Raw genomic sequence first — 24,771 nt, forward strand, 5'->3', positions numbered from 1 at the left:
TACGCAGGCGCGCGGCAATCGCGTGCAGGCAGGCGGGCTCGCAAAATTCCAGGCGACGGGCGAGAAGGACCCAGGCCAAGGGAACGTGATCATTCACGGCTCGCAGATTGATGCACAAAACGTGCACCTTGCGGCCACCGATCGGGTGGATCTGCGCAACAGCACCGACACTGAGCGTGTGCGTCACGACAATGGCTCGACAAGCGGCAGCGTTGGCGTATCGATCGGCACGAAGGGGCTTGGCGTGTCGGCGTCAGCCGCACGTGCCAACGGCGACGGCAACTCGGACGGGGCGATGCAGAACAACACGCACGTTCGCGCACGCGAGAGCGTGACGATTAAGAGCGGTGGCGATACGAACGTTGTGGGCGCGAACGTGAAGGGCAATCGGGTGGTCGCCGACGTGCAAGGCGACCTGAATGTGGCGAGCGTCCAGGACACCAGCGTAAGTGCGGCGCACCAGCATAGCGCGGGCGTCGGGCTGAACGTGAGCCAGGGCGGGGGCAGTGCCAGTTTCAACGTGCAGAACGGCAACGCGCGTGGCACCTATGCAAGCGTTACCGCGAGCAGGCAGGGATCGAGGCTGGCGAAGGCGGTTTTGACATTGCCGTGAAGGGCCACGAGCTTGTGGCGCGATGCGCAGTGCAGTGGACTGACTGGGCAGTCGGCAGTTGTCGGCGTGCTGCGACGCAGGAGTGACCATATCGCATTCGCTGACAAAAACGGAAAAGTGCTTGCCGACCCCGGACCAGTCTGCGTATAATCTTGATCTCTGCTGATGACGAAAGCAGCGTTGTTCCGAGTCGGGCACGTTGTGAAGTTTTGGCGGAAATGAGTGAAGTCTTCGTTGAAACGAAGGAAATGGATCAAAAAAGACTTCACAAACGGAAAAAACGTCGTTATAATGTTGTTTTTTCTGAGCTGTTAAACAAAACAGCGAGACAGAACCTGAAAAAATTATGTCCCCTTCGTCTAGAGGCCTAGGACATCACCCTTTCACGGTGAGTACAGGGGTTCGAATCCCCTAGGGGACGCCAGATATCAGGCGCACCAAAAAGTGCGCGCAGTATGCAAGAGTAACCAACGCTTGCACGCTAAGATGTCGAATTGGAGTGGTAGTTCAGTTGGTTAGAATACCGGCCTGTCACGCCGGGGGTCGCGGGTTCGAGTCCCGTCCACTCCGCCAAAGTTAAAAAAGCCCGCTTATGCGGGCTTTTTTATTTCATACTGCCAGGCGCCGCTGGCATGATGCGGCGAATCATGCGCATTCGTGCCCACCGCATCCAGCGGTGGCCCGCTTCTGGACCGAGCGACGCCGCCTATGCGTGTATCCTTTTGCTGACGCTTGACCAATAGACCAGCAGCCCAGCCGCTGCCAGCGCGAGGCTTAGCGTATTGGCGTACCAAAAGCCGCGCGCGCCAGTCAGTGCCGCGGGCATCCAATGTAGTGGGTCGAAGCCGGCGAGGTATCCGCCGCCCAGGCCGACGCCCCATAGCGCGATGGCGTAGATTATCGTCGGGACCACGGCGACCTGGTACGCACGCAGCGCGAACGCAGTAGTGATCTGCAGCGCGTCGCACAGGTGGTAGACAGCGACGATCGTCAACAGCGGCATGGCGGCGGCAACCACATTCGGGTCGGGCGTATAGGCGGCGATCAGCCACGGCCTCATCACGATGATAACCGTTGCGTACAGCAGCGCGATGCCTGAGGCTAATCCGATCCCATGCGCGGATAGGATGCGTGCAGCGGCGAATTCGCGCGCACCGAGCCGTTGGGCGACCAGCGTGGATGTCGCGATGCCAATCGACAATGGTGTCATATACAGGACTGCGCTGACATTGCCGGTAATCTGGTGCCCGGCAAGCGTCGTGGTGCCGAAACGCGCGATGAACAGCGCCATGAATGTGTAGGATGTGACTTCAATCAGGTAGGACAGGCCCATTGGGACACCAAGCTTGAGCAACGCCAGTTGTTGCCGCCAGTGAGGCCACGAGCATTGCGCGAACACTGCAAACTGGCGATAGAAATCGACGCGCAGCAGTAGCACGATGCCGACGAGGGCCGATAGCCAATTGATGATCGAGCTGGCGAGGGCGGCGCCTGGACCACCCAGCGCCGGCAGGCCGAACGCGCCGTGGATCAGCAGCGCATTGAGCGGTACCTTCAATATTAGTCCGCCAAGCTGGATCAGCATGACCGGCCGCGGCTTCGCGACTGCATTCGATAGTGAGCTAAAGAGACGGAACAGCAGGCTGGCCGGCAGCCCGAGCGACAGGATGCGCAGGTAGGCGAGCGCGCGCTCATTGAGTTCCGGCGGTGCGTCGGCGATGCGCAGCAACGGTGTCGGGAAGTACAATAGCAGACAGCCGGGCAGCGCCAGTATGATGGCGAGCCAGGCCGATTGCCGTACTTCTTCGCCGATTTGCGCGTGGCGGTGCGCGCCGAATAATTGTGCCGCGATGGGTTGCAGCGCGACCAGGATGCCCGTCAGACCGATATAGACCGAGATGTAGATCGACGAGCCGAGTCCAAGAGCGGCCAGGTCCGTGGCACAATACCGTCCGACCATGGCAGTATCGATGACGCCGAACGCAATGATCGCCAACTGGCCGACCAGCACGGGCCAGGCGAGGGAGAGAATTTGACGGGCGTCGGTCAGCATGTCGGGCGTGGGTTGGACGGTGGGTTGAGCGGACAGCGCGGCTATCGGCCGGCGGCACCCGGCAGCCTATGGTCTTGAGGATTGGCTATTGGACCGTGCGATGCCTCATACCACGGTGCGGTGGCGCCTTCGTTCGCTCAACCCTGACATACAACCGGAACAACTCGTCGCGATCCGCGGCCCGGCGTCCTTCCCATGCGAGGTGCCATGCGTATGGCGGCAGGGCACCCGGCGCGCTGAAATCGTGCGTGTCCTGTCGCAGCAGTACGTCGCAATCCTCATCGCCAAATGCAAAGCGCATATTGCCGAAGTACGCGAAGGTCGCCAATTGAGCGTTGCCTAGACGCACCGGCTGGATACACGCATAGTCAGATGGCAAATGCGTGGCAATTTGCGTGGCGACGTCACGGTAGGTCCGGCTGTAGTTCACCACGGGCAACCATAGCGTCATCAGCAGCACCCACATCAGTGTCGTGCCGCCGCTGGTCAGCACGACACTGCGCCAGATTACCCTCGGTTGCCGCGAGATGCGCCAGCGTACCAATGCGATCCAGCCGAGCGTGACGACAAGCGCGCACAGGAACGACAAGGGCGCGAATTCGGGCTGGAATCCGGGCACCAGCCGCGCGAGGTTGCGGGCTAGCGGATGCGGGAAGCCGGTCAAGCTCGCGAGCCAGACCAGCCAGACGAACGAGCCGAGGATCGTGAAGCTGAGCACCGCGAACCAGTCGATTGCGTTGATCGCGCCGCGCTTCAGCGTGGGCAGGCCGAACGCGGCGAGTACCGCGAGCGGCGGAATCAGCAGCATGAAAAACCGGTTGGTTTGATGGCTTTGCAGCACGACCAGCACCAGCAGGGGCCAGAACACAAACATCGGAATTGCCACATGCGGTGCGCGGCGCAGGCCGCCCCAGCTGTACCAGGACCAGATCGCAAGTGGCCATGCGGGCCATGTGAACAAGGGCAAGTTCTTGATCGCGTAGAACAGCGCCTTGGACGGCGGCCCAGCATACTCATCGAAGTTGCCGTGGAACCACGTGCGTAAGAAATCCGGTGCATGCGCTGGGAACACCCATAGCGCGACCAGTGGCCACGCCAGCCCCAGCGCGAGGGCCAACGGCATCGTGATCACGGCAAACGGCTTGGTCTGGACGCCGTGGACCAGACCGACCGTGGCAACGATCGCCACGAGCAATGCGGTTGCCAGCACCGGATTGCCCGCCAATGCGATGCCACCTAGTGCAACGCCAGTCCATGCCGCACCTTGCAAGGGCTTGTCGAGGTTGCGCACTAGCCCGTACAGTAGCATGGCGACCGCAGTCATTTCAGCGATTTGCGGCGTCGTCTCGTGGCCGCGCTCGGCCAGTCCAAAGCAACCCAGCACGATCAGCAGCGCACCATCGGCCAACGTGCGCCCGTAGTCTCGCGGCAACGGTTCGCCGCCAAACGCATATTTAAACGGCTGCACTTCTGGGCGCCGGCCAAGCAGGTACGCACCATACCAGACGAACGCGCATGTCATGCAGAAAAACACACCGGTGTAGAGGCGCGATGCGTTGCTCGGATCGACCAGCGGATCTAGCCATCGGATAAAGGAGGCACCGACCCAATAGGCAAGTGGCCCATCTGTCGTCACGGGCTTGCCGACCAGGTTCGGCAGCAGCCAATCGCGCCAGGTACCGCTTGCCATCGTCCACATGACGCCGAAGCCGGCGGCATCCTCGTTCTTCCAAGGATCACGGCCGAACAGGCCGAATGCTGCATAGACGACGCAAATCGTCAGCAAGGCCCAGCGTGGCAGGGCGCTGGTGGCCGCGGCCGTGAGTCGGACAACGGGTCTCATGCGTAGCGATTAGACCTATTCTTGTGATCGGCGATCCAGCAGTGTAGTCGTGCTGCGGGTGCCGTTGACAGAAAAGGGCAGCCGAGGCTGCCCTTGATGGAAATTGTCCCGGCCTGCGCGGCGCGCCGCAAGCGGCGTTGCCAGGTACCGGGTGGCCGCCAGCGCGGGCGGCCGCTCCGCGGCCGGGCTTACTTCGCGACCTTCGCGCCGGCACGGTTGCCAAACTTTTGGCGGAACTTCTCGACGCGGCCGGTCGTATCCATGAACTTGTTCTGCTCGCCCGTGTAGAAAGGGTGCGATTCGGAAGACACTTCAACCTTAGCGAGCGGATAGGTTTTGCCGTCAAGCTCGATCGTCTCACGCGTCTGGATCGTTGAACTGATGATGAACGTCTTGCCGTTGGACATGTCCTGGAACACGACCTCGCGGATATCGGGGTGAATGCCTGTCTTCATGATACGTTCCTTGGTTTCAAGCGGTAGCCAGCCCGCCGCGTCACCCTGTCGACAGTCCGCTGCCGGTGCGCGAGCCACTTTCCGAAGGTGGAAAAGGCAGAATTATGCCAGAAAATCAGTCGGTTGGCGAATTTTTCAGGATCCCGGTGCCGGCCGGGTCCTGTCGATAATAGCGCGCGAGCAGCCGGTACAGCTGCGGATACTGCTCAGCGAAGGCGTGTGGCCGCACGAACAGCGCCTCGCTGCAGACCGCGAAGAATTCCGACGGGTGTTCGGCGGCATACGGGTCGATCAGCGAATCGCGCTCCAGGCGTGCCCAGAGGTGCGGTGGAACCGCGTCCACGCGCGCGCAGAACTGATCGTACGCGTTATCGAAGATGTCGCCCCATTCAGTGCACTCCAGCGCTGCATGCCAGCGGCGAATCAGCGGCGGATGGCCGTCGGCATCGCCGTCCAGCATGTCGATCTTGTGCGCGAACTCGTGGATCACGACGTTGTACGCATCGCGACCATCGGTCATCTGCACGTCTTCCCAGGACAGGATTACCGGGCCGCCTTCCCACGCTTCGCCGCTGGCATCCTGCGTGATCTCATGGACCACACCGGCTTCGTCTTCGACGGTCTTGCGGATCACAAACTCGCCTGGGTAGACGATGATGCCGACCCATCCGCGATACAGCTCCAAGCCCAGGTTCAGCACCGGCAGGCAGGCCTGCGTGGCAATGTCCACGCAGATCTCGTCGGTCAACTCGAGCGCGTGTGTGGTCGTGAACGTCTTTTGCGCCAGGAACAGGCTGACCAGCTCGCGCAGCCGCGCCTGATCGCCGTCGGTCAAGTAGCATAGGAATGGCAGCCGCGCGCAGGTGTGTGCCCATAGCGCGTCAGAAATCGCGAACTCGCGCAGCGCGCGCTCGCGGCGCCGTCGCTCGAGCCAGTCGGAGACTTTGCTGAACATCGGGTCCTGCCCGCGATTCAGTCCAATGCACGCTGCCATGCAGCGAACAACCCGCCGACGAGCGCTATCGCGGCAAGAAAGTAAAAGCCATCCAGCGAAGCGAGGAAATTCGCCTGCTGCGCGACACTGCGGGCGAGCAGCGCGATGGCGACGCCGTGCGAATCACCGCACGGATTGCCGGTGGCCAGTACGCCGCGGCTTAGCGTGTCCAGTGCCGCGGAAAAAATCGGATTGTATGGGTTGGCGGCTTCGACGAGGCGGGTTTCATGCAGCGCGAGCCGATGCTGCTCGAGCATGATGATCGACGCGGTGGCGAATGAGATGGCGAGTTGCCGCACCAGATTCTTCAACCGGTAGCCGTGGGCGAACGCCTCAATCTCGAAGACGCGGAAGGTCAGGTTCGCGACCGGCAGCACGATGAACAACAGCAACAGGCCGCGCAGCAGCAGCGGAGCGGCGAGTGCGTCGTGGCCGGCCTGGGGCGACATCTGCGCTGTCCACAGCGCGGCCAATGCCGCGAGCGCGAATCCGGGCACGATGATCCATTTCTTGCGCGGCACGTGCTTCGAATAATGCAGGTAGACAAAGAGCAGCATGCCGGATAGCAACGATGTGACGCCGTTAAAATATCCCGTGCTCTCGATCGTAAAACCCAGTCCGCGTTCCATCAGCCGGGGCAGCAGGTAGCTGAACCCCGTCGATAGGTAGTAGTAGAACACATAGAGCACCAGCCCGACCTGAAACGTAGGCTCGCGCAGCGCGTGCATGCGTACCAGCGGTGCCGGGTGATGCCATTGGTGGTGGACAAACCAGGCGAGTCCGGCAATGCCGCATACGGTCAATACGATCAAGCCAGGCGAGCCGGTGAACAGCTGGAAGCGCAGCTGCGTCATGACAATCTGCAACGCGGCCTGCGCGAATGCGAACACCAGATAGGCCCAATAGTGCGGCTCGGTGCGGTGCGCCGGATCGACGTCCCCAGTATCGGGCAGCGACAACAGCGCGAGCACGCCGAGCACGAAGCCCGCGGGCGCAGTGCAGGCGAAGAGTGCCCGCCAGTCGAAATGCGACACCAGCCATGCGCCAGCGATCGGGGCGAGCGCACTGCCCAAGACAATCAGCGTAAGAAACACCCGCAGCGCGTCGGCTCGGCGCTGCGCGGTGAAGCTGATTTGGATCAGGGTCCGGCATGCGCCGAGCATCGGACCCACGAAGTAGCCCTGTATGCCTCGCGCGAACAGCAGTTCTGCGGAGCTGTCGCAGAGCGCCGCCAGCAACGCGCCGGCACTGTAGAAGCCCATGCATCCGGCGATGTAGCGGCGATAGCCGATTCGCTCGACCCACCAATGCTGTTGCAGGATGCCCAGCACAGCGCCCAGCGCATAGGCGCTCGAGGCCCACACCAGTTCGTCGGGGGATGCGTTGATGCCGCCGGCGATGTAGGTAGCAAAGAACGAGAAAATGGCATTGTCGAAATAGTCTAGCCCGATGACCGCCGCGAGCACCCATGACATCACCGCGTTGCCGTGGTGGGATGCGTGTGCGGCTGCGGTGCTGGTTGCCGGCGCGGTGTTCATCGGTTGCTGCCGTGGCCCGGCCCGCGCGGCGCGGGGTAGGATACTGGACGCTGACGGGCCAGCGCCGCATCGGCATCGCGAATGGCTTGGCTTTCGTGGCTAGTGTTGACTGGTCTGGCGGTTCCGCTTGCCGGTACCGTTTTCGTGCCGCCCCGCCCACGGGCGCCGCCACGCGCCTTGCGCCGCTGTAGCGCAACGTCCACTGGGACGCCAGCAAGTCGCTGGTCGACATAGTCCAGGTCGTGCTGTAACTGCGTCCGTAGCGCTTGTGCGGCTTTCAGTTCATTGCGCATCTGGGCGACACGTCGATCCAGGATGTCCAACTGCGTGGCCAGTGAGGCGCGCCATGCGGCGAGCGCGGCAGGCGACAGACGCGGGTGGTTCTCGCTGGCCGGCGCCTCGAACGGTTGCTTTAGCAGCGCAGTGATCGCCGTGAGTGAAAAACCCAATGAGCGCATCCGCAAAATGCGCGCGAAGCGATCGAGATCGGTTTGCTCGTACAGCCGGTAACGTCCCTTGCTGCGGGTGGGCGTGGCCAGTCCCAGTTCCTCATAGTACTTCAGCGTGCGCGGTGTCACGCCGAGCCGGGTGGCGGCTTCGCTGACGGTCACCAGTGCGTAAGGGGGATCGGCAGGGCGCATCGCGCAGTTCGGTTCGACGAGGGGGAAAACCGATTATATGTGCCATACCGTGCCAACAGCGCAGCCGCATGAAAAAATGAACCCCATGTTCCGAAAAACATGGGGTTCGTCAGCCGCCTGAGTGCCACGCCGGCGGCCAGGCGGATCGGCGACGCGCGTGCTGCGCTTAACCGCCGCGGCGCATCATGTCGAAGAACTCCGAATTGCTCTTGGTCTGCTTCAGCTTGTCGAGCAAGAATTCCATGGCTTCGATTTCATCCATGTCATGGATGAACTTACGCAGCACCCAAATCTTTTGCAGGATTTCTGGCTTGATCAGCAATTCCTCGCGACGGGTGCCCGATTTGTTCAGGTTGATCGACGGATAGACCCGCTTTTCCGCGAGGCGCCGTTCCAGATGCACCTCCATGTTGCCGGTGCCCTTAAACTCCTCATAGATCACGTCGTCCATGCGGCTGCCGGTTTCAATCAGCGCAGTGCCGATGATCGTCAGCGAACCACCTTCTTCCACATTGCGCGCCGCACCGAAGAAGCGTTTCGGGCGTTGCAGCGCATTGGCGTCGACGCCCCCGGTCAAGACCTTGCCCGAGGCCGGCACCACGGTGTTGTAGGCGCGTGCGAGCCGCGTGATCGAGTCCAGCAGGATCACCACGTCGTGCTTCATCTCGACCAGCCGCTTGGCCTTCTCGATTACCATTTCGGCGACCTGCACGTGGCGCGATGCGGGTTCGTCAAACGTGGACGCAATCACCTCGCCGGCCACCGAGCGCTGCATTTCAGTGACTTCTTCCGGGCGCTCGTCAATCAGCAGCACGAACAATGTGACGTCCGGATGGTTTGACTTAATCGCATGCGCGATGTGCTGCAGCATCACGGTCTTGCCCGACTTCGGCGACGCGACCAGCAGTCCGCGCTGGCCTTTGCCGATCGGTGCAATCATGTCGATGATGCGGCTGGTGATATTTTCCTCGCCGCGCACGTCGCGCTCGAGCGACAGCGGCTTGTTCGGATGCAGCGGCGTGAGGTTCTCGAACATGATCTTGTGTTTCGAGGCCTCGGGCGGCTGTCCGTTGACTTTGTCGACCTTGACCAGCGCGAAATACCGCTCGCCGTCTTTCGGCGTACGTACCTCGCCTTCGATCGTGTCGCCGGTGTGCAGGTTGAAACGGCGGATTTGCGATGGACTGATGTAGATGTCGTCGGTGCTTGCCAGATACGATGTCTCGGGCGAGCGTAAAAAGCCAAAACCGTCCGGCAGCACTTCGAGGGTGCCGTCGCCGAAGATGGTTTCACCCGTCTTGGCGCGCTTTTTCAGAATTGCGAACATCAACTCCTGTTTACGCAGGCGGTTCGCGTTTTCGATCTCCAGGCCATTGGCCATTTCGATCAAAGCAGATACGTGTTGCGACTTGAGCTCGGATAAATGCATACAGGAATCCCGCCAGGGAAAGAGGAGAAGCGACAGAAAGGGGAGGGGGGTCGTCGGGCGACGGGCCCGGTTAGGATGTTATACGATTTGAAACGTATTCAACTTTTCTAATCTTAGCATAGCATAGCGATGCTAATTCGAGCATAGTCGCGATGCGGCGCCCGTTGCATCCTTGCAACAAGCGCCGTCCCGATGCGGGCGCCGCCGCGGGGCTCAGATATGGCTGTCGATCAGCGCCGTGATTTGGGCCTTCGACAATGCGCCGACCTTCGTCTGGGCCACCACGCCGTTCTTGAATAGGATCAACGTCGGAATGCCCCGCACGCTAAACTTGGCCGGCGTCGACGGATTCTGATCGACATCAATCTTGGCGACCTGCAGGCGGTCGCTGTAGTCGCGTGCTACTTCGTCCAGTAGCGGCGCAATCATCTTGCACGGGCCGCACCATTCCGCCCAGAAGTCGAGAAGGACGGGCTTGTCCGACTTGAGGACGTCCTGTTCGAAAGAAGCATCGGTGATGTGCTTGATTTGTTCGCTCATTATCGCGTTACCTCTAAAGGCACCTGAGGTGCGGCCTCATGATGGCCCCCCGATATGCCCAATCTCCAAAAACCCGTCCGGCGGCATGCTGCTGCCGCGCGGCGGCCCTCGCGAAGCGCAACGGCGGGATCCGCCCGCCCATTCGCAGGTCATTCAGCCGTCATCTTAACGTAATTCGCTTCCCATCGTGCACAGTGGCGTCACGATGCGATCCAGTGCTAGAATACGCGGTGACGGGCCTCCTCGCATGGTGGCGCGGTCAACCGGGTCAGGTCGGGAACGAAGCAGCCACAGCCGTTTTCTGCCAGTGCCGAGGGTTGGGCTCGTCACCTTCCTCTTTCTCCGATTGCCCGATTGGGCTGTTCTGCTTCCGCTCCCATCATTGCCAGTGTCAACGCAACGTGCAGTCGTGTCATGCGCTCCGGTGGTGCGCGGCCGACTCCGCGCGTGGTACGCGCGAGCGTTGCTGATACAATTTCGTGATGATCTATCAAGTTCTCGCACGCAAGTGGCGGCCCAGGGATTTCGCATCGCTCGTCGGCCAGGAGCACGTGGTGCGCGCGCTCACCCATGCGCTTCAAGCGCAGCGGCTGCATCACGCTTATTTGTTCACCGGCACGCGCGGCGTTGGCAAGACCACGCTGTCGCGGATCTTGGCCAAGGCGCTTAATTGCGAGGCCGGCATTACCGCCACGCCATGCGGCGTATGCAAGGCGTGTCGCGAAATCGACGAAGGGCGCTTCGTCGACTACGTTGAAATGGATGCAGCCAGCAACCGGGGCGTCGACGAGATGGCAGCGCTGCTCGAGCGCGCCGTCTACGCGCCGGTCGATGCGCGTTTCAAGGTCTACATGATTGACGAAGTCCACATGTTGACCCATCACGCGTTCAACTCGATGCTCAAGACGCTCGAGGAGCCACCGGCGCATGTAAAGTTCATTCTCGCGACGACGGATCCGCAGAAGATTCCTGTCACCGTGTTATCGCGCTGTTTGCAGTTCAATCTCAAACAGATGCCGGCAGGCCATATCGTGTCGCACCTGGAACGTATCCTGGCCGACGAGGGTATCGGTTTCGAAACGCAAGCGCTGCGCCTGTTGTCGCGCGCCGCGGACGGTAGCATGCGCGATGCGCTGTCGTTGACCGACCAGGCAATTGCGTACGCGGCAGGCGCGGTAACCGAACAGGCCGTGCGGGGCATGCTCGGCGCACTGGACCAAAGCTACCTGGTGCGCTTGCTGGATGCGGTTGCCGTGCGCGACGGCGCCGCGGTGCGCTCGGTGGCTGACGAGATGGCAGCGCGCAGCCTGTCGTTCTCGACCGCGCTGCAGGATTTGTCCAGCCTGCTGCATCGGATTGCGTGGGCGCAGGTGGTGCCCGACTCGGTGCTGGACGAATGGCCGGAAGCAGCGGACGTCCGGCGTTTTGCGCAGCAGCTGACGCCCGAAGCCGTGCAGCTCTATTACCAGATCGCGACGATTGGTCGCGCTGAACTGGGGCTGGCCCCAGATGAGTATGCCGGTTTCACGATGGCGCTGTTGCGCATGCTTGCGTTCGGTACTGTCGACGTGATAAGCGGGCGTGTACCGGCGGATATGCCGCCGGCAGCCGGCACGCCAGAGGCAGGCGCGCCGGGCGCCGGCGGCGGCCCGACAGCCAGTGACGCGCGCGCCGTCGGCGCCACGCAACGCGAACCTGCACAGCGCTTGCACGCCCGTGCAGCGACGCAGGCTCAGGCTTTCGCCATGCCCACCCATGCCGCCGAGGCGGTGCAGACGGCTGCACGTTCGCCTGGCGTACCTGCGGCTGCGCGCGGCGGGGCTGACGCGGATGAGGCAATGCAGGAAGGGGTCCGCATGGCGGTGGCGTGCACGAACGCGACGCAGACGAGCACCGCCAGCACTGATGCGACCGGCATGGGCGCGGCCCAGACGCAGCTGGAGGGGACCAGCGTGCCCCACACGGATGATGGTCCGACGGACGCGGTCGAGGCCAATCCGAGCCAACCCGCATTGCAGGAGGACGTTGCCGCTCCATCGTCGCCACAACCGGTTTCTTCGCACCCGGACCCATCGCGCGCCGGCAGTCCGGCCAGCGCGGCGCTTGGCATGCTGCGGGGCAAGGGAATCCGCGTTTCAAGCGAGCGCGGCCGTGCGCCGGCGGCTGCGTCGGGCGCCATCCGATCTGAGGCGACGACGGCGCCGGGTGCGGACGGCGACGGCACCGCCGCGCCGCCTCGCGCGAAAGCGGCGTCCGCGGCAGCACAGCTCGCCGAACGGCTGGCGGCCAGCGCTGCCGCCGGCACCCGGCGCCCGGTGCCGCGCAGCAAGGGCCAACAGCGGGTCGCTGCCGCGTCAGGTGGCGCGACGCGCGCGTCGGGTGCGGCCCCCGGCGCGGGCGACGCACAGGACCCTACTCGCGCCTCGGCGCCGGCGGTGGCGCCCTGGGATGACACGCCGCCCGACGACGAGTTCGTGCCGCTGTCTGCGTATGACGGCGCCTTCGATGTCGGCGAGCCCAGTTTCGCCGCGCTGGCGGATGACTCGGCGCCCGACGTGCCGGCTGCCGTGCAGCCGCCGGCACCAGTCGATGACACGCCGTTGCCGCCGGCTGTGTCGCTTGCACCGCTCGGCTACGACGGCGAGTGGCCGACATTGGCCGCATCACTGTCGCTGCGCGGCATTGCGTACCAGCTTGCGTTTCACAGTGAGCTTATGGCGTGTGACGGTGACGAACTGACATTGCGTGTGCCGGTGCCGCAATATGCGGACGCGGCACATGCCGGCAAGCTGAAGGCCGCGCTCGAAGCGGCCCTAGGCAGGCTGGTGCGCGTGACCGTATCGGTTGGCCCAGCACGCCGCACGGCCGCAGCCGTGGAGGCCGCGCGGCGCGCGCAGCAACAGCAGCAAGCCGAGCGCGAGATCAACGCGGACCCGTTCGTGCAGACGCTGATCCGCGAGTTCGGCGCGACGATCGTGCCGGGTTCCATTCGCCCGCTTGGCGTTGACCACCGCGCATCCAGCGCATGACCGGCCAACGCAGCATTCCCCCGCTATTCGAAGGAGTTTCATGATGATGAAGGGTCAACTCGCCGGCTTGATGAAGCAGGCGCAGCAAATGCAGGAAAACATGAAGAAGATGCAGGAGCAGCTTGCGCAGATCGAGATCGAGGGCCAGTCTGGCGCCGGTCTCGTGAAGGTGACGATGACCTGCAAAAACGAAGTGCGTCGCGTTACGATCGATCCGAGCCTGTTGGATGATGACAAGGACATGCTCGAGGACCTGGTCGCCGCCGCGTTCAATGATGCGGTGCGCAAGGCGGAGGCGACGGCGCAGGAGAAAATGTCCGGCATGACCGCGGGGTTGCCGCTGCCACCGGGCTTCAAGCTGCCATTCTGATTTGCGTGGGCCGTTGATGAACGAACGTGTCGTGTTTCGACTCCCGGCGTGCGTTGGCGCGCGACGCACATGAACGTGAAGCCGCCGTCCGCGCTGGCCGCGCTGATCGAAGCGCTGCGCACGTTGCCCGGTGTCGGACCGAAGTCCGCGCAGCGCATCGCCTATCACCTGATGCAGCATGACCGGGACGGGGCGCAGCGGCTCGGGCGGTCGCTGCTGCACGCGACGCAGGTGCTCAAGCATTGCGAGCGGTGTAACACGTTTACCGAGCGCGACGTATGCGAGCTGTGCAGCGACGAGCAGCGTGATCCGACGCTGCTGTGCGTGGTCGAGACACCCGCCGACCAAATCATGCTCGAGCAGACGCTTGCTTATTGCGGGCTGTATTTTGTGCTGATGGGACGCTTGAGCCCGCTTGACGGCATTGGGCCGCGCGAGATCCATTTCGACCGGCTGATGCGCCGGGCGACCGACGGCATGGTCAGTGAGGTCGTGCTGGCTACCAACTTCACGAATGAAGGCGAGGCGACTGCCCATTACCTGGGCCAGATGCTCAAGGCGCGCGGCCTGACGGTCACGCGGCTGGCCCGCGGCGTGCCCGTCGGCGGTGAACTCGAATATGTCGACGCTGGCACGATCGCCCGCGCGGTGCTGGATCGGCGCTCGGTCTGAACGCGTATCGTCGATCAAGTCGAACGCGTTGTAGGAGGCACAATGGCCGCGATGCCGGCGGCGCTCAGCACCGGCATCGTTTCGTCCGGCTGAAGCGCGGCGCGGTTCGCCAGCGCAGGGTGCGATGTGCAGTAGGTCAGCGTGAATGCAGCGGCAACGTCAAAGCCGATTTCCGGTGGCAGCGGCAAGCACGCGGCCGCGGGCGCGGCCACCTGTTCGGCGAAGGCGCCCATGCCGATGTATGCGACGACGCGATCCCCGGGCTTGAAGCGCGTCCAGGGTAGACTATTGCGAACGCTCGTGCCTTTTATTCGGTACGACTCGGCGGCCGGGATGACTGCTGCTGTGCGTCGCATGATCGAGTGGTGCGCTCGATTGCTCTCCGTTGGCAAAACATCCTCGGTTACAATCGCCTGATGAAGATCCTGCTTAGCAACGACGACGGTTATCTGGCGCCCGGGCTCGCGGTGCTCTACCACGCACTTGCGCCATTGGGCGAGGTGGTCGTGGTCGCGCCGGAGCACAACTGCAGTGGCGCATCCAACTCGCTGACGCTGTGGCGGCCACTGTCCGTCTTTACCGCCGCAAACGGCTTTCGCTACGTGAACGGCACACCGACTGATTGCGTGCACGTGGCGTTGACCGGGCTGCTCGACGGCAAGCCAGACCTGGTGGTGTCCGGTATCAACAATGGGCAGAACATGGGCGAGGACACGCTCTATTCGGGTACCGTCGCGGCAGCTACCGAGGGGTTCCTGTTCGGCGTGCCGTCGATCGCGTTCTCGCTGGTCGACAAGGATTGGGCGCATCTGGATGCGGCCGCGCGCGTGGCCGCGGATATCGTGCAGCATTGGTTACGCGTGCCATTGCCTGCGCATACGCTACTGAATGTGAATATCCCAAACCGGCCGTATGCTGAAATGGGGACCTGGCGCGTCACACGGCTCGGTAAGCGGCACCCATCGCAGCCGGTGATTTGCGCGAGCAATCCGCACGGTGAGCCGGTCTACTGGATCGGGGCGGCCGGGGCCGCGCTCGATGCGAGTGGAGGCACGGACTTTCACGCGGTGGCGGCCGGCGATGTCTCGCTTACGCCGCTGCAATTGGATTTAACCGATACGCGATTGCTTCCGGCGCTATGCGAATGGACGCGCGGTGGGCGGCAGCCGGGGCAGCCTGCATGAGCGCCGGGCGCGCTAAGCGGTTCCCGCTCGGGTTGTCCGACGTGATGCGTGAGCCGCGCGGTGCGCCAGCCCGGCCCGGCGTGGCCGGATCCACGTCCGCCAGCGCCGCGGCCAAGCCCATGCCAGGCGGCGCGCGCACGCGCGAAGGCCTTGAGCGGATGCGGCCGTTTTCCGACAGGGGGGTGTCGGCCGCACCCGCGCACGAGTCCTTGTCGCCACAATTGGCGCTAACTTCGGAACGTGTTCGGCAACGGATGGTCGAACGCGTGCGCGCGAGCGGCGTCGCTGACGCACGCGTGCTTGACGCACTCGCGGCGATACCCCGGCACCAGTTCGTCGATCCTGGGCTTGCCGCGCAGGCTTATGAGGATGCCGCACTGCCCATCGGGCATCAGCAAACGATCTCCAAGCCGTCGGTGGTCGCGCGCATGCTGGAGTTGGCGACAGCCGGGCGTGCGCTGGAGAAAGTATTGGAGATCGGCACAGGTTGCGGATATCAGGCGGCCGTGCTGAGCCACCTTGCGCGCGACGTGTATTCGATTGAACGGGTAAAGCCATTGTACGAGCGGGCGAAAACGAACCTGCGTCCGTTGCGCGTGCCGAACATCCGGCTGCATTACGGTGATGGACGGCTCGGCTTGCCAAGCGCCGCGCCGTTCGACGCCATCGTGATCGCTGCTGCGGGTTTCGATGTGCCGGCCGCGCTACTCGAGCAATTGGCCATTGGCGGCCGCCTGGTGGCGCCGGTGGGCTCACGCAGCAGCGGCAACGAACAGGTGCTCACGTTGGTCGAGCGCGTGTCCAGCGCGCAGTGGCGTGAGTCACAGCTTGATCGTGTTTTCTTTGTCCCCTTAAAATCGGGAGTGATTTGACGTTGAACAGCATGTTGCGGAGTGAGAGCGTGAATGCGAGTCTGGTGACGATCCAGCGAACGGTTTGTGTGGCTGCCGCGCTAGCCATGCTGACGGCGTGTTCGACCCGGCTGGAGCCCGCTCCCGTCATCGACCGCAGCGGCGCGCCGCTTTCTACCACCGGTGTGGGATCAGCGCAGGCCGTGCCATTGGGCCCACCGCCGCCCGGATACTACCGTGTGAAGCCAGGTGATACGCTGTATCGGGTCGCGCTCGAGAATGGGCAGAACTACCGCGACATCGCGGCGTGGAACAACCTGACGAACCCGAACCAGATCGAAGTCGATCAGTTACTGCGGGTCGTGCCGCCGGGAGCCAGCGTCGCCGCATCGCCACCGGGTGTCGCGGCTGCGCCGCTCGGTGGCGCGGCAGTGCAGTCGCGCCCGCTCGGCGGCCCGGCTGCGCCCGGTGCCGCGTCGACTCCTTCGGCCGCACCGCCTTACGGCTCGGCGCCAGCGATCGCATCGATTCCGCCCCAGCCGGATGCGGTGGCCGGCAATGTCAACTTCGCGTGGCCAGTGCGCGGGCCAGTGCTCAATGCATTCGACGAAGCGAAGAACAAAGGGGTGAACCTCGGCGGCGCGCTTGGTGCGCCGGTGAAGGCGTCGGCGGATGGGCGCGTCGTTTATGCGGGAAATGGGCTGCGCGGATACGGCAATCTCATTATCATCAAGCATGATGCGACGTACCTGACCGCGTACGCGCACAACCGTACTTTGCTAGTCAAGGAAGGCGACCCGGTGAACAAGGGCCAGACGATTGCCGAGATGGGTAGTACCGATTCGGATAAGGTGATGCTGCATTTCGAGGTCCGCAAGCAGGGCAAGCCCGTCGATCCTATGAAGTATCTTCCGCCACAATAGAGCGAATTACCATGGCCAAAACGAAGCGCCGTCCTTCGACCGACATGTCGGATCCCGTTGGCGATACCTCCGGTGAGTTGGACGACGGCGAGCGCTTCGCGCAACACGCTGACGAGCCATCTGTCGAACAAGGAGTGGACGATGAGCCGGTGTCGAAGCAAGGTGCTGCGGAAGAGGCGGCGGTCGCGGAGCCCGATCCGGACGATTTTCGCACACTGCTGCAGGCTGAACTGACCGCTGATACGATCCAGCACTACCTAAACTGCATCAGCGTGAAACCGTTGCTGACGCTCGAGGAGGAGCAGCGCTATTCGCGGTTGGCCAAGGCGGGGGAGTTCGACGCTCGGCAGATGATGATCGAGCATAATCTGCGGCTGGTCGTCAGCATTGCGAAGGCCTACCTGAATCGCGGCGTGCCTTTACTGGACCTCATCGAGGAAGGCAATCTGGGGCTGATGCACGCAATTGAGAAATTCGATCCGACGCGTGGTTTTCGCTTCTCGACCTATGCAACGTGGTGGATCCGCCAGAGTATCGAGCGCGCGATCATGAATCAGGCGCGCACCGTGCGCCTGCCGGTTCACGTGATCCGCGAGTTGAACCAGGTGCTGCGCGCCAAGCGCCATCTGGAGCGGACCGCTAGTGCACCGGCGAGCGGCGCCGGCGAGCGCTGTGACGCGAGCGTCGAGGATATTGCCTACCTGATTGGCAAGACACCCGAGGAGGTAGCGGACATTCTCGCGCTAAATGAGCACACTGCCTCGCTGGACGCGCCGCTGGAGTTGGACCCGGCTAGCAGCCTGCTGGATCTGCTGTCGGACGAGCAAAGCCAGCCGCCGGACGCCGAGGTGCAGCACCGCGAACTGGAGACGCTCACACGGGTATGGCTCTCGCGTCTGCCTGATAAGCATCGTCACGTGATCGAGCGGCGTTTCGGGCTGAACAGTATCGAGCCGGCCACGCTCGAGGAATTGGCCGATGAGATGGGGCTCACGCGTGAACGTGTGCGGCAGATTCAGCAAGAGGCGCTGGCGCGCCTGAAGCGCTATTTCGCCTCCAACGGCGTGCCCAAGGACGCCGTGCTGTGATCCCGGTACTCGTCTTCGATATCGAGACCATTCCCGACGTGGCCGGCATTCGCAAGCTGGAGTCATGGCCCGCGACGATGTCCGATGCCGACGTCGCTGAGTGCGCGTTTGCCGCGCGCCGCGAAAAAACAGGTTCTGATTTCCTGCCACTGCATTTGCAGCGGGTGGCCGCGATCTCGTGCGTGTTCCGTGACCGGGACGGGTTTCGCGTACGCTCGCTGGGCACGCCACAGGATCCGGAAGCCGTGCTGATCCAGTTATTTTATCGGGTGATCGAGAAGTACACGCCGCAATTGGTGTCGTGGAACGGGTGCGGCTTTGATTTGCCGGTCCTGCACTATCGTGCGCTGGTCAATGGTGTCGTTGCACCGAAATATTGGGACCTCGGTGACTGTGATCGGGACTTCAAATGGAATAACTACATCAGCCGGTATCATGCCCGTCATACTGATCTAATGGACGTGTTGGCGATGTACAACGCCCGCGCGAACGCGCCGCTGGACGCATTGGCCAAGCTGTGCGGGTTTCCGGGCAAGATGGGCATGGATGGCTCACAGGTATGGGACGCGTTCCAGCAGGGCCGCATCGCCGAGATCCGCCACTACTGCGAGACAGACGTTGTAAACACGTATCTGCTGTATTGCCGCTTCCAGCTGATGCGCGGCGTGTTGAGTGCGGCGGACTATGAGGACGAAGTCACATTGGTGCGCGACGCATTGGCCCGCGAAAGCGCACCCCATTGGCGGGACTATCTGGCGGGCTTTGCTGACTGACGGGGCAGGCGCGCGGCGGCAGGCGCGCCGTGGTCACGCTTCAATTAAACTCGAATACGAGCGTCAATACCGCATCCCCATTGGATATGCTAATCCATGATCCGCATCGGGGGCTTTGGCGGTGAAGAATAAAGCTGCCGGGCCCAGCATCGCTAGTCTACAATTTCAATTTTCGTCACAAACCAGGAAGTTTCAAGGTGGTTCACACCGTACAGCCGAAGGCCACCACGTTGGCTGACGCCGCATCGGCCGATGTTGTGTCGATTAGCGCGAGCCCTGCCCGCGCGACGTTGTCGAGCGTGGCGACTGCACCGCGCGTTGCGCCCGTGGTCGACATCGAGTCGCTCGATATGGAAGCGCGCGGTGTGGGGCGGCAGATCGATGAGCAGGGTGTGCCCGGTAAGGTCATCTTCGTCGAGGGTGCGTTGCCGGGCGAAACTGTGTCGTACTCGAGCTTTCGCAAGAAGCCGAGCTACGAGCAGGCGCAAATCGTCAAGATATTGCGCGCCAGCAGTATGCGCACCACGCCGCAATGCCAGTTTTTTGGCACCTGTGGCGGATGCTCGATGCAGCATTTGGACGCGCGCGCGCAGGTCGCGGTCAAGCAGCGGGTGCTGGAAGACAATCTATCGCACTTGGCTAAGCTGCGCGCGGAACAAATCTATCGGCCGATAGGCGGTCCGTCATGGGGATACCGCTATCGTGCCCGACTCACCGTGCGCAACGTCGTGAAAAAGGGCGGCGTGTTGGTCGGGTTCCATGAAAAGAAAAGCAGCTACGTGGCTGACATGACGCGGTGCGAGGTGCTGCCGCCGCACGTATCGGCGCTGCTCGTGCCGTTGCGCCGGCTGGTCGGGTCGCTATCGATTCGGGACCGGCTGCCGCAGATCGAGTTGGCGATCGGTGACGCGCTCACCGCGCTGGTATTGCGGGTGCTTGAGCCGCTGACCGAACAGGACGAGGCACTGCTGCGCGCGTTTGCTGACCAGCACGGCGTGCAATTCTGGCTGCAGCCTAAGGGGCCCGACAGCGTCATGCCGTTCTACCCGGTCAATGTCGAACTGGCCTACACGCTGCCGGAGTTCGACATCCGGATGCCGTTCAAGCCGACCGACTTCACGCAGGTCAATCACCAGATCAACCGGGCGCTGGTTGGCAGGGCGGTGCGGCTGCTTGCGCCAGCGCGTACCGACCGCGTGCTAGATTTGTTCTGCGGGCTGGGCAATTTCACGTTGCCGCTGGCACGGCGCGCGCGCGAGGTGGTCGGCATTGAAGGCAGTGAGGCACTGACGCAGCGCGCGCAGGCCAATGCCCGTGTCAATGGTCTCGAGGCACGCACATCGTTTGCCACGCGCAATTTGTTCGAGGTGGGCGCCGCCGATTTGCACGCGCTCGGCCGGTTTGACAAGTTCCTCATCGATCCGCCGCGCGAAGGCGCGCTGGCCGTGGCAAAAGCGCTGAGCGAGCTGGCACAGACCGGCGACGCGGCGTGCTTGCCAGGGCGGATCGTCTATGTGTCATGTAATCCGGCTACGCTGGCGCGCGATGCTGGGTTGCTGGTGCACGAGGCTGGCTATCGGCTGGTTGGCGCGGGCGTCGTGAATATGTTTCCGCACACGTCGCACGTCGAGTCGATCGCCTGTTTCGAGCGTGCATGACCCGCAGCGGTTGACGGCCAGAAAAGGTGGGGGGTGGCGGTAAGGGCGGTGGTAGGGGTGCGTGCTGTGCAGGCAGCGTGCGCGCGACAGGGCAGCGCTGGGATGCGCCGATGAAAAAAGCGCGGAGGCTCGCCCCCGCGCTTGCTAGTTTAGACGTGCCCCGCGCCCCGTGCCCCATGCGCCGTCACAGCGCTGGGGCGTGACGGCTTAGTTGCGGTTGCCGCCAAAAATGCCGAGCAGCGCTAGCAGATTCGTGAACACATTGTACACGTCTAGATAGATCATCAGCGTCGCGCTGATATAGTTCGTTTCGCCACCGTTGACCACGCGTTGCACGTCGAACAGCATGTAGGCCGAGAAGATGACGATCGCCAAAACCGACACCGTCAGCATCAATGCCGGCAGGTGCAGGAACACATTCGCGACCGAGGCCAGCAGCAGTACGAGCACGCCGACGAACAACCACTTGCCCAAGCCAGAAAAGTCGCGCTTGCTGACCGTGGCGACCGTTGCCATCGCCGCGAAGATCAGACTGGTGCCACCGAAGGCAAGCATGATCAGCGACGGGCCGTTCGTGAAGCCGAGAATAAAGCTCAGCAGACGCGACAGCATCAGGCCCATGAAGAACGTAAAGCCGAGCAGCACAAACACGCCCACTGCGCTGTGCTTGGTCCGCTCGATCGCGAACATGAAGCCGAACGCGATCGCGAGGAAAGCCAGCACGCTCATCATTGGCGAGGTGGCGGCAAATAGCGAAAAGCCGGTTGCGACTCCGAGCCACGCGCCGAACACGGTCGGAACCATCGACAGTGCCAGTAGCCAGTACGTGTTGCGCAGTACCCTATTTCGCGTTTCGGTTGAGACGACGGTGCCAGTACGCCCAAACCCGTAGGTACGAGAGTCAGCCATGGTTTCTCCTTGCGTTATCTTGACTTGCAAACGGTGCCGGCATCACCCGCCGCTTCTTCGCGGCAGTCCGACGGCCGAACCACACGTGACATTAGAACCTTACAGTGCTGTAAGGGTTCCCTGCCAATGATACACCGGCTCGTGTTAGAATGGCGGATTCGGTGGACTTCGTAACTTCCTCATTTTCCCGGAGTTTTTTTCATGGCGATCGAGCGCACCCTGTCGATTATCAAACCCGATGCTGTCGCAAAGAATGTGATCGGTCAAATCTACAGCCGGTTCGAGCAGGCCGGGCTGAAAATCATCGCGGCCCGCATGGTCCATTTGTCGCGCGCGGATGCGGAAAAGTTTTACGCGGTGCACAGGGAGCGGCCTTTCTTCAAAGATTTGGTCGAGTTCATGGTGTCGGGCCCGGTCATGATTCAGGTGCTCGAGGGCGAAGGTGCGATCGCGAAGAATCGTGAGCTGATGGGTGCGACCGATCCGAAGAAGGCGGAAAAGGGTACCATTCGGGCGGATTTCGCGGACAGCATTGATGCCAATGCGGTGCACGGCTCCGACGCGCCGGAAACGGCAGCTATCGAGGTCGCCTTTTTCTTTCCGGAAGTGAACGTCTACTCGCGCTGAGCGACGGTAAGCCGGCTGCGCCGGCTAAGCCCGCGCCCTGCGAGCACGGGTTGGATGGGCGGCGCGGTGTGCCGCCGCTGCGGGCGCCATCTGAGACGGCAGGCATGACAATGACTGACACGGTCAATCTTTTGGATTTCGATGCTGCGGGCCTCGTTGCGTACTGCGCGAGCCTTGGCGAGAAGCCGTTTCGCGCGCGCCAATTGCAGCGGTGGATCCATCACGGTGGCGTCAGCGATTTTGACGCGATGACCGATCTCGCAAAATCGCTGCGCGACAAGCTGAAGACCTGCGCATCGATTCATCATCCCGCGGTGCTGCAAGACCACACGTCCGCGGACGGCACGCGCAAGTGGCTGCTCGACGTGGGCGAAGGCAACGCGGTGGAGACCGTGTATATCCCGGAGCAGGGACGTGGCACGCTATGCGTGTCGTCGCAGGCTGGCTGCGCGGTGAACTGTCGCTTCTGCTCGACGGGCAAGCAGGGCTTTTCGCGTAACCTTGGCGTCGGCGAGATCATTGGCCAGTTGTGGATGGCCGAGTTCGCGCTGCGCGCTGCACTCGGTGGCCTTGCTCCCGGTGAACGGGTGATTACGAACGTCGTGATGATGGGCATGGGCGAGCCGCTGCTGAATTTCGATGCGGTGGTGCCGGCCATGCGGCTGATGCTTGACGACCACGCGTACGGATTGTCGCGTCGCCGCGTGACGCTGTCCACGTCGGGCGTCGTGCCGATGATTGACCGGCTGGCGGCCGAATTGCCGGTGGCGCTGGCTGTGTCACTGCACGCCCCTAACGACGCGTTGCGCGACGAATTGGTGCCACTGAACCGAAAGTACCCGCTTGCGGAATTGATGGCGGCATGTCACCGGTATTTGCGTGTTGCACCACGCGATTTCATCACGTTCGAGTATTGCATGCTGGACGGTATCAATGACAGTGATGAGCACGCGCGGCAATTGCTCGCGCTGACGCGCGACGTGCCGTGCAAATTCAATCTGATACCGTTCAATCCATTTCCTGAGTCCGGGCTGTTGCGCTCCCATCCGGAGCGGATCAAGCAGTTCGCGCAGATCCTGATCGATGCGGGTGTCGTGACGACTGTGCGCAGGACGCGCGGCGATGATATCGATGCGGCCTGCGGGCAGTTGGCCGGCGAGGTCCGCGACCGTACCCGCGTGGCGGAACGCAGGCGGCGCGACGCGCGTACCGGTCTCGCGGCGATCGGGGTGCGCGCGGTATGACGTATGGCGGCGGAGGCAGGACGGGGCAAAAATGGGGACTTGCCCCGGCAGGGCCGGGATCGCGACGATCAGGTCCCGATGTGTGCGTCGCGGGATTTTGTGCCGTGTACCGCGGTCGTACCCATGATTTGAGTCATTCCGGTGCCGGTGAACGACGGTTTGCCGGCCTTGCTCCATTTGGGCTCATCGTTTAGGCGAAATCAGCTCGCGGCGCCGCGAGCAACGAAAAGAATTCCAGTGAGGAATTAGGGATGAGTGACCAGCAGCATCTGACACCGCACGACTCGAGCGCCACGGCCAGACGGCCGGATCCGGGCGCCGCGGCGGAGTCCGCGCGGCAGGTCGGTGCGCAGCTCGAAAAGCTGCGCGAGGCCAAAAGATGGTCGATCGAGGATGTGTCCGCGCGGCTGAAAGTCGCGCCGTACAAGTTGCGTGAGTTGGAATCAGGCGATTACAGTCACCTGCCGGATACGACGTTTGCGATTGGCGTAGTGCGCAGCTATGCGAAGATGCTCGGGGCCGATCCGACGCCGCTGACCGATACGCTGCGACGCACCAGCGGGCCGATCGAGCCCGACCTATCGCTGCCATCGAACAGTGGCGCGGGGCTGCCGCGGGGGCGTGTCGTGATGAATTTGGGGGGCGCCCCTAGGCGCCGGCCATGGGTGTGGATCGTCGCGTTCGTGATTGCGCTGGTGGCGGTCATCGCAGTATGGCGCACTGGCGGCGAGGCGGGCGGAGGCTGGATCGCCCGCCTGAAGATCGGCGGTGCGGACGCAGTTGAGCACGACGGCGCTGCATCGCCGGGCGCCGCGCCGGTGGGTGTGCAGCTGGCGTCGGCGACGAGCACGCTGACTGAATTGCCGCGGCCCGCGGCGCTTGATGCGTCGTCGGGCGCGGACGCGTTGTCCGCAGCATCGACGGCCGCGGCGCTCGCGTCAGCGCCGGTGTCGCCTGCGATTGCGGCCAATGCCCGGACGGGCGACGCGTCGCCAACGTCGGAGGCCGCACCGGTGCTGGCCGACGGCGAGGCGGCGGTAACCATCAAGGTGTCGCAGGACAGTTGGTTCAGCGTGCGGCAGCGCGATGGCGAGCCGTTATTTTCCGGTTTGCTGCGCGCGGGAGACGAGAAGCGTGTACAAGGCATTGCGCCGTTTCGCGTGACAGTGGGCAACAAGGCGGGTATCGAGGCGATGTCGCTCGACGGCAAGCCGGTTCCGTCTGCAAAATACGATGGCGCGCAGGGCAACGTCGCGCGTTTCAGTCTGCCGTAACGAAGGATAGGGCGAGCGCGGCAAGGTCAAGGTCAGTGGCGATCAGCCCCGTGCAGCCGTGCG

The 24,771-nt window shown here is 63.0% G+C and carries 21 protein-coding genes, 2 tRNA genes, 1 other RNA gene and 2 pseudogenes; 16 read left to right on the forward strand and 10 right to left on the reverse strand.

Annotated elements, in window-relative coordinates; translation table 11 throughout:
* From KQH55_RS04805 to KQH55_RS04815, 3 genes and pseudogenes are all read left to right on the forward strand, one after another.
* A pseudogene (locus KQH55_RS04805) lies at positions 1-621 on the forward strand (hemagglutinin repeat-containing protein); the annotation flags it as partial.
* A gap of 340 nt (positions 622-961) precedes the next feature.
* Positions 962-1,037 (forward strand) — tRNA-Glu (locus KQH55_RS04810).
* Positions 1,038-1,109: 72 nt separating this feature from the next.
* Positions 1,110-1,186 (forward strand) — tRNA-Asp (locus KQH55_RS04815).
* Positions 1,187-1,319: 133 nt separating this feature from the next.
* Here the strand turns inward: KQH55_RS04815 and KQH55_RS04820 are convergent.
* From KQH55_RS04820 to trxA, 8 genes and pseudogenes are all read right to left on the reverse strand, one after another.
* Positions 1,320-2,666: an MATE family efflux transporter gene (locus KQH55_RS04820; RefSeq protein ID WP_076794826.1), complete on the reverse strand. Its 1,347-nt coding sequence runs from the start codon at positions 2,664-2,666 to the stop codon at positions 1,320-1,322.
* A gap of 85 nt (positions 2,667-2,751) precedes the next feature.
* Positions 2,752-4,509 (reverse strand): glycosyltransferase family 39 protein, encoded by a 1,758-nt coding sequence (locus KQH55_RS04825; protein WP_235090306.1) that lies wholly within the window; start codon positions 4,507-4,509, stop codon positions 2,752-2,754.
* 188 nt (positions 4,510-4,697) lie between these two features.
* On the reverse strand, positions 4,698-4,964 hold the full coding sequence (locus KQH55_RS04830) for a type B 50S ribosomal protein L31 (RefSeq protein ID WP_076787226.1): 267 nt from the start codon (positions 4,962-4,964) through the stop codon (positions 4,698-4,700).
* Positions 4,965-5,079: 115 nt separating this feature from the next.
* Positions 5,080-5,919 (reverse strand): zinc-dependent peptidase, encoded by an 840-nt coding sequence (locus KQH55_RS04835; protein ID WP_235090307.1) that lies wholly within the window; start codon positions 5,917-5,919, stop codon positions 5,080-5,082.
* Positions 5,920-5,936: 17 nt separating this feature from the next.
* On the reverse strand, positions 5,937-7,496 hold the full coding sequence (locus KQH55_RS04840; protein WP_373566360.1) for an MFS transporter: 1,560 nt from the start codon (positions 7,494-7,496) through the stop codon (positions 5,937-5,939).
* 143 nt (positions 7,497-7,639) lie between these two features.
* Positions 7,640-8,137: pseudogene (locus KQH55_RS04845) on the reverse strand (MerR family transcriptional regulator); the annotation flags it as partial.
* Between the two features lie 166 nt (positions 8,138-8,303).
* Positions 8,304-9,566, reverse strand: a complete 1,263-nt coding sequence (gene rho, locus KQH55_RS04850; RefSeq protein WP_013435079.1) for a transcription termination factor Rho — start codon at positions 9,564-9,566, stop codon at positions 8,304-8,306.
* 213 nt (positions 9,567-9,779) lie between these two features.
* A complete protein-coding gene (trxA, locus tag KQH55_RS04855) occupies positions 9,780-10,106 on the reverse strand; it encodes a thioredoxin TrxA (protein WP_076785049.1) in 327 nt (108 codons plus the stop codon).
* A 232-nt stretch (positions 10,107-10,338) separates the two neighbouring features.
* On the opposite strand from trxA, the gene ffs reads away from it, so the two are divergent.
* The 4 genes from ffs (at position 10,339) to recR (ending at position 14,177) form a co-directional block, all read left to right on the forward strand.
* Positions 10,339-10,437, forward strand: an RNA gene (ffs, locus tag KQH55_RS04860) — signal recognition particle sRNA small type.
* Positions 10,438-10,588: 151 nt separating this feature from the next.
* Positions 10,589-13,135 (forward strand): DNA polymerase III subunit gamma/tau, encoded by a 2,547-nt coding sequence (gene dnaX, locus KQH55_RS04865; RefSeq protein WP_235090308.1) that lies wholly within the window; start codon positions 10,589-10,591, stop codon positions 13,133-13,135.
* 43 nt (positions 13,136-13,178) lie between these two features.
* Positions 13,179-13,505 (forward strand): YbaB/EbfC family nucleoid-associated protein, encoded by a 327-nt coding sequence (locus tag KQH55_RS04870; RefSeq protein ID WP_076787222.1) that lies wholly within the window; start codon positions 13,179-13,181, stop codon positions 13,503-13,505.
* Between the two features lie 69 nt (positions 13,506-13,574).
* Complete coding sequence (gene recR, locus KQH55_RS04875; RefSeq protein ID WP_139336959.1) at positions 13,575-14,177, forward strand: recombination mediator RecR; 603 nt, start codon at positions 13,575-13,577, stop codon at positions 14,175-14,177.
* Positions 14,178-14,191: 14 nt separating this feature from the next.
* On the opposite strand, the gene KQH55_RS16805 is transcribed toward recR, so the two are convergent.
* Positions 14,192-14,533 (reverse strand): hypothetical protein, encoded by a 342-nt coding sequence (locus tag KQH55_RS16805; RefSeq protein WP_076794839.1) that lies wholly within the window; start codon positions 14,531-14,533, stop codon positions 14,192-14,194.
* Between the two features lie 60 nt (positions 14,534-14,593).
* Between KQH55_RS16805 and surE the strand changes: the two genes are divergently transcribed.
* The 6 genes from surE (at position 14,594) to rlmD (ending at position 20,654) form a co-directional block, all read left to right on the forward strand.
* Positions 14,594-15,361, forward strand: coding sequence for a 5'/3'-nucleotidase SurE (surE, locus tag KQH55_RS04885; RefSeq protein ID WP_235090309.1), 768 nt, complete (start codon positions 14,594-14,596; stop codon positions 15,359-15,361).
* Positions 15,358-16,233 carry a protein-L-isoaspartate(D-aspartate) O-methyltransferase gene (locus KQH55_RS04890; RefSeq protein WP_076787218.1) on the forward strand — a complete coding sequence of 292 codons (876 nt, stop codon included), beginning with the start codon at positions 15,358-15,360 and terminating at the stop codon, positions 16,231-16,233. Before surE ends, KQH55_RS04890 begins: the two co-directional genes overlap by 4 nt.
* An 11-nt stretch (positions 16,234-16,244) precedes the next feature.
* A complete protein-coding gene (locus KQH55_RS04895) occupies positions 16,245-17,135 on the forward strand; it encodes a peptidoglycan DD-metalloendopeptidase family protein (RefSeq protein WP_139337329.1) in 891 nt (296 codons plus the stop codon).
* An 11-nt stretch (positions 17,136-17,146) separates the two neighbouring features.
* Complete coding sequence (gene rpoS, locus KQH55_RS04900; protein ID WP_076785045.1) at positions 17,147-18,223, forward strand: RNA polymerase sigma factor RpoS; 1,077 nt, start codon at positions 17,147-17,149, stop codon at positions 18,221-18,223.
* On the forward strand, positions 18,220-18,996 hold the full coding sequence (locus KQH55_RS04905; RefSeq protein WP_076785044.1) for a 3'-5' exonuclease: 777 nt from the start codon (positions 18,220-18,222) through the stop codon (positions 18,994-18,996). The genes rpoS and KQH55_RS04905 overlap by 4 nt, the downstream gene beginning before the upstream one ends.
* Before the next feature lie 257 nt (positions 18,997-19,253).
* Positions 19,254-20,654, forward strand: a complete 1,401-nt coding sequence (rlmD, locus tag KQH55_RS04910; protein ID WP_373566361.1) for a 23S rRNA (uracil(1939)-C(5))-methyltransferase RlmD — start codon at positions 19,254-19,256, stop codon at positions 20,652-20,654.
* A gap of 207 nt (positions 20,655-20,861) precedes the next feature.
* Here rlmD and KQH55_RS04915 read toward each other — a convergent pair whose 3' ends face one another.
* Positions 20,862-21,563, reverse strand: a complete 702-nt coding sequence (locus KQH55_RS04915) for a Bax inhibitor-1/YccA family protein (protein ID WP_076785043.1) — start codon at positions 21,561-21,563, stop codon at positions 20,862-20,864.
* A gap of 201 nt (positions 21,564-21,764) precedes the next feature.
* Here KQH55_RS04915 and ndk point away from each other — a divergent pair, with 201 nt between their 5' ends.
* From ndk to KQH55_RS04930, 3 genes are all read left to right on the forward strand, one after another.
* A complete protein-coding gene (ndk, locus tag KQH55_RS04920; protein WP_076785042.1) occupies positions 21,765-22,190 on the forward strand; it encodes a nucleoside-diphosphate kinase in 426 nt (141 codons plus the stop codon).
* Between the two features lie 104 nt (positions 22,191-22,294).
* Positions 22,295-23,434: a 23S rRNA (adenine(2503)-C(2))-methyltransferase RlmN gene (rlmN, locus tag KQH55_RS04925; protein WP_076785041.1), complete on the forward strand. Its 1,140-nt coding sequence runs from the start codon at positions 22,295-22,297 to the stop codon at positions 23,432-23,434.
* Positions 23,435-23,685: 251 nt separating this feature from the next.
* On the forward strand, positions 23,686-24,708 hold the full coding sequence (locus KQH55_RS04930; protein ID WP_076794849.1) for a RodZ domain-containing protein: 1,023 nt from the start codon (positions 23,686-23,688) through the stop codon (positions 24,706-24,708).
* Positions 24,709-24,771: the final 63 nt, after the last annotated feature.

It is taken from the genome of Mycetohabitans sp. B3, from assembly GCF_021498065.1.
Taxonomy (GTDB): Bacteria; Pseudomonadota; Gammaproteobacteria; order Burkholderiales; family Burkholderiaceae; genus Mycetohabitans.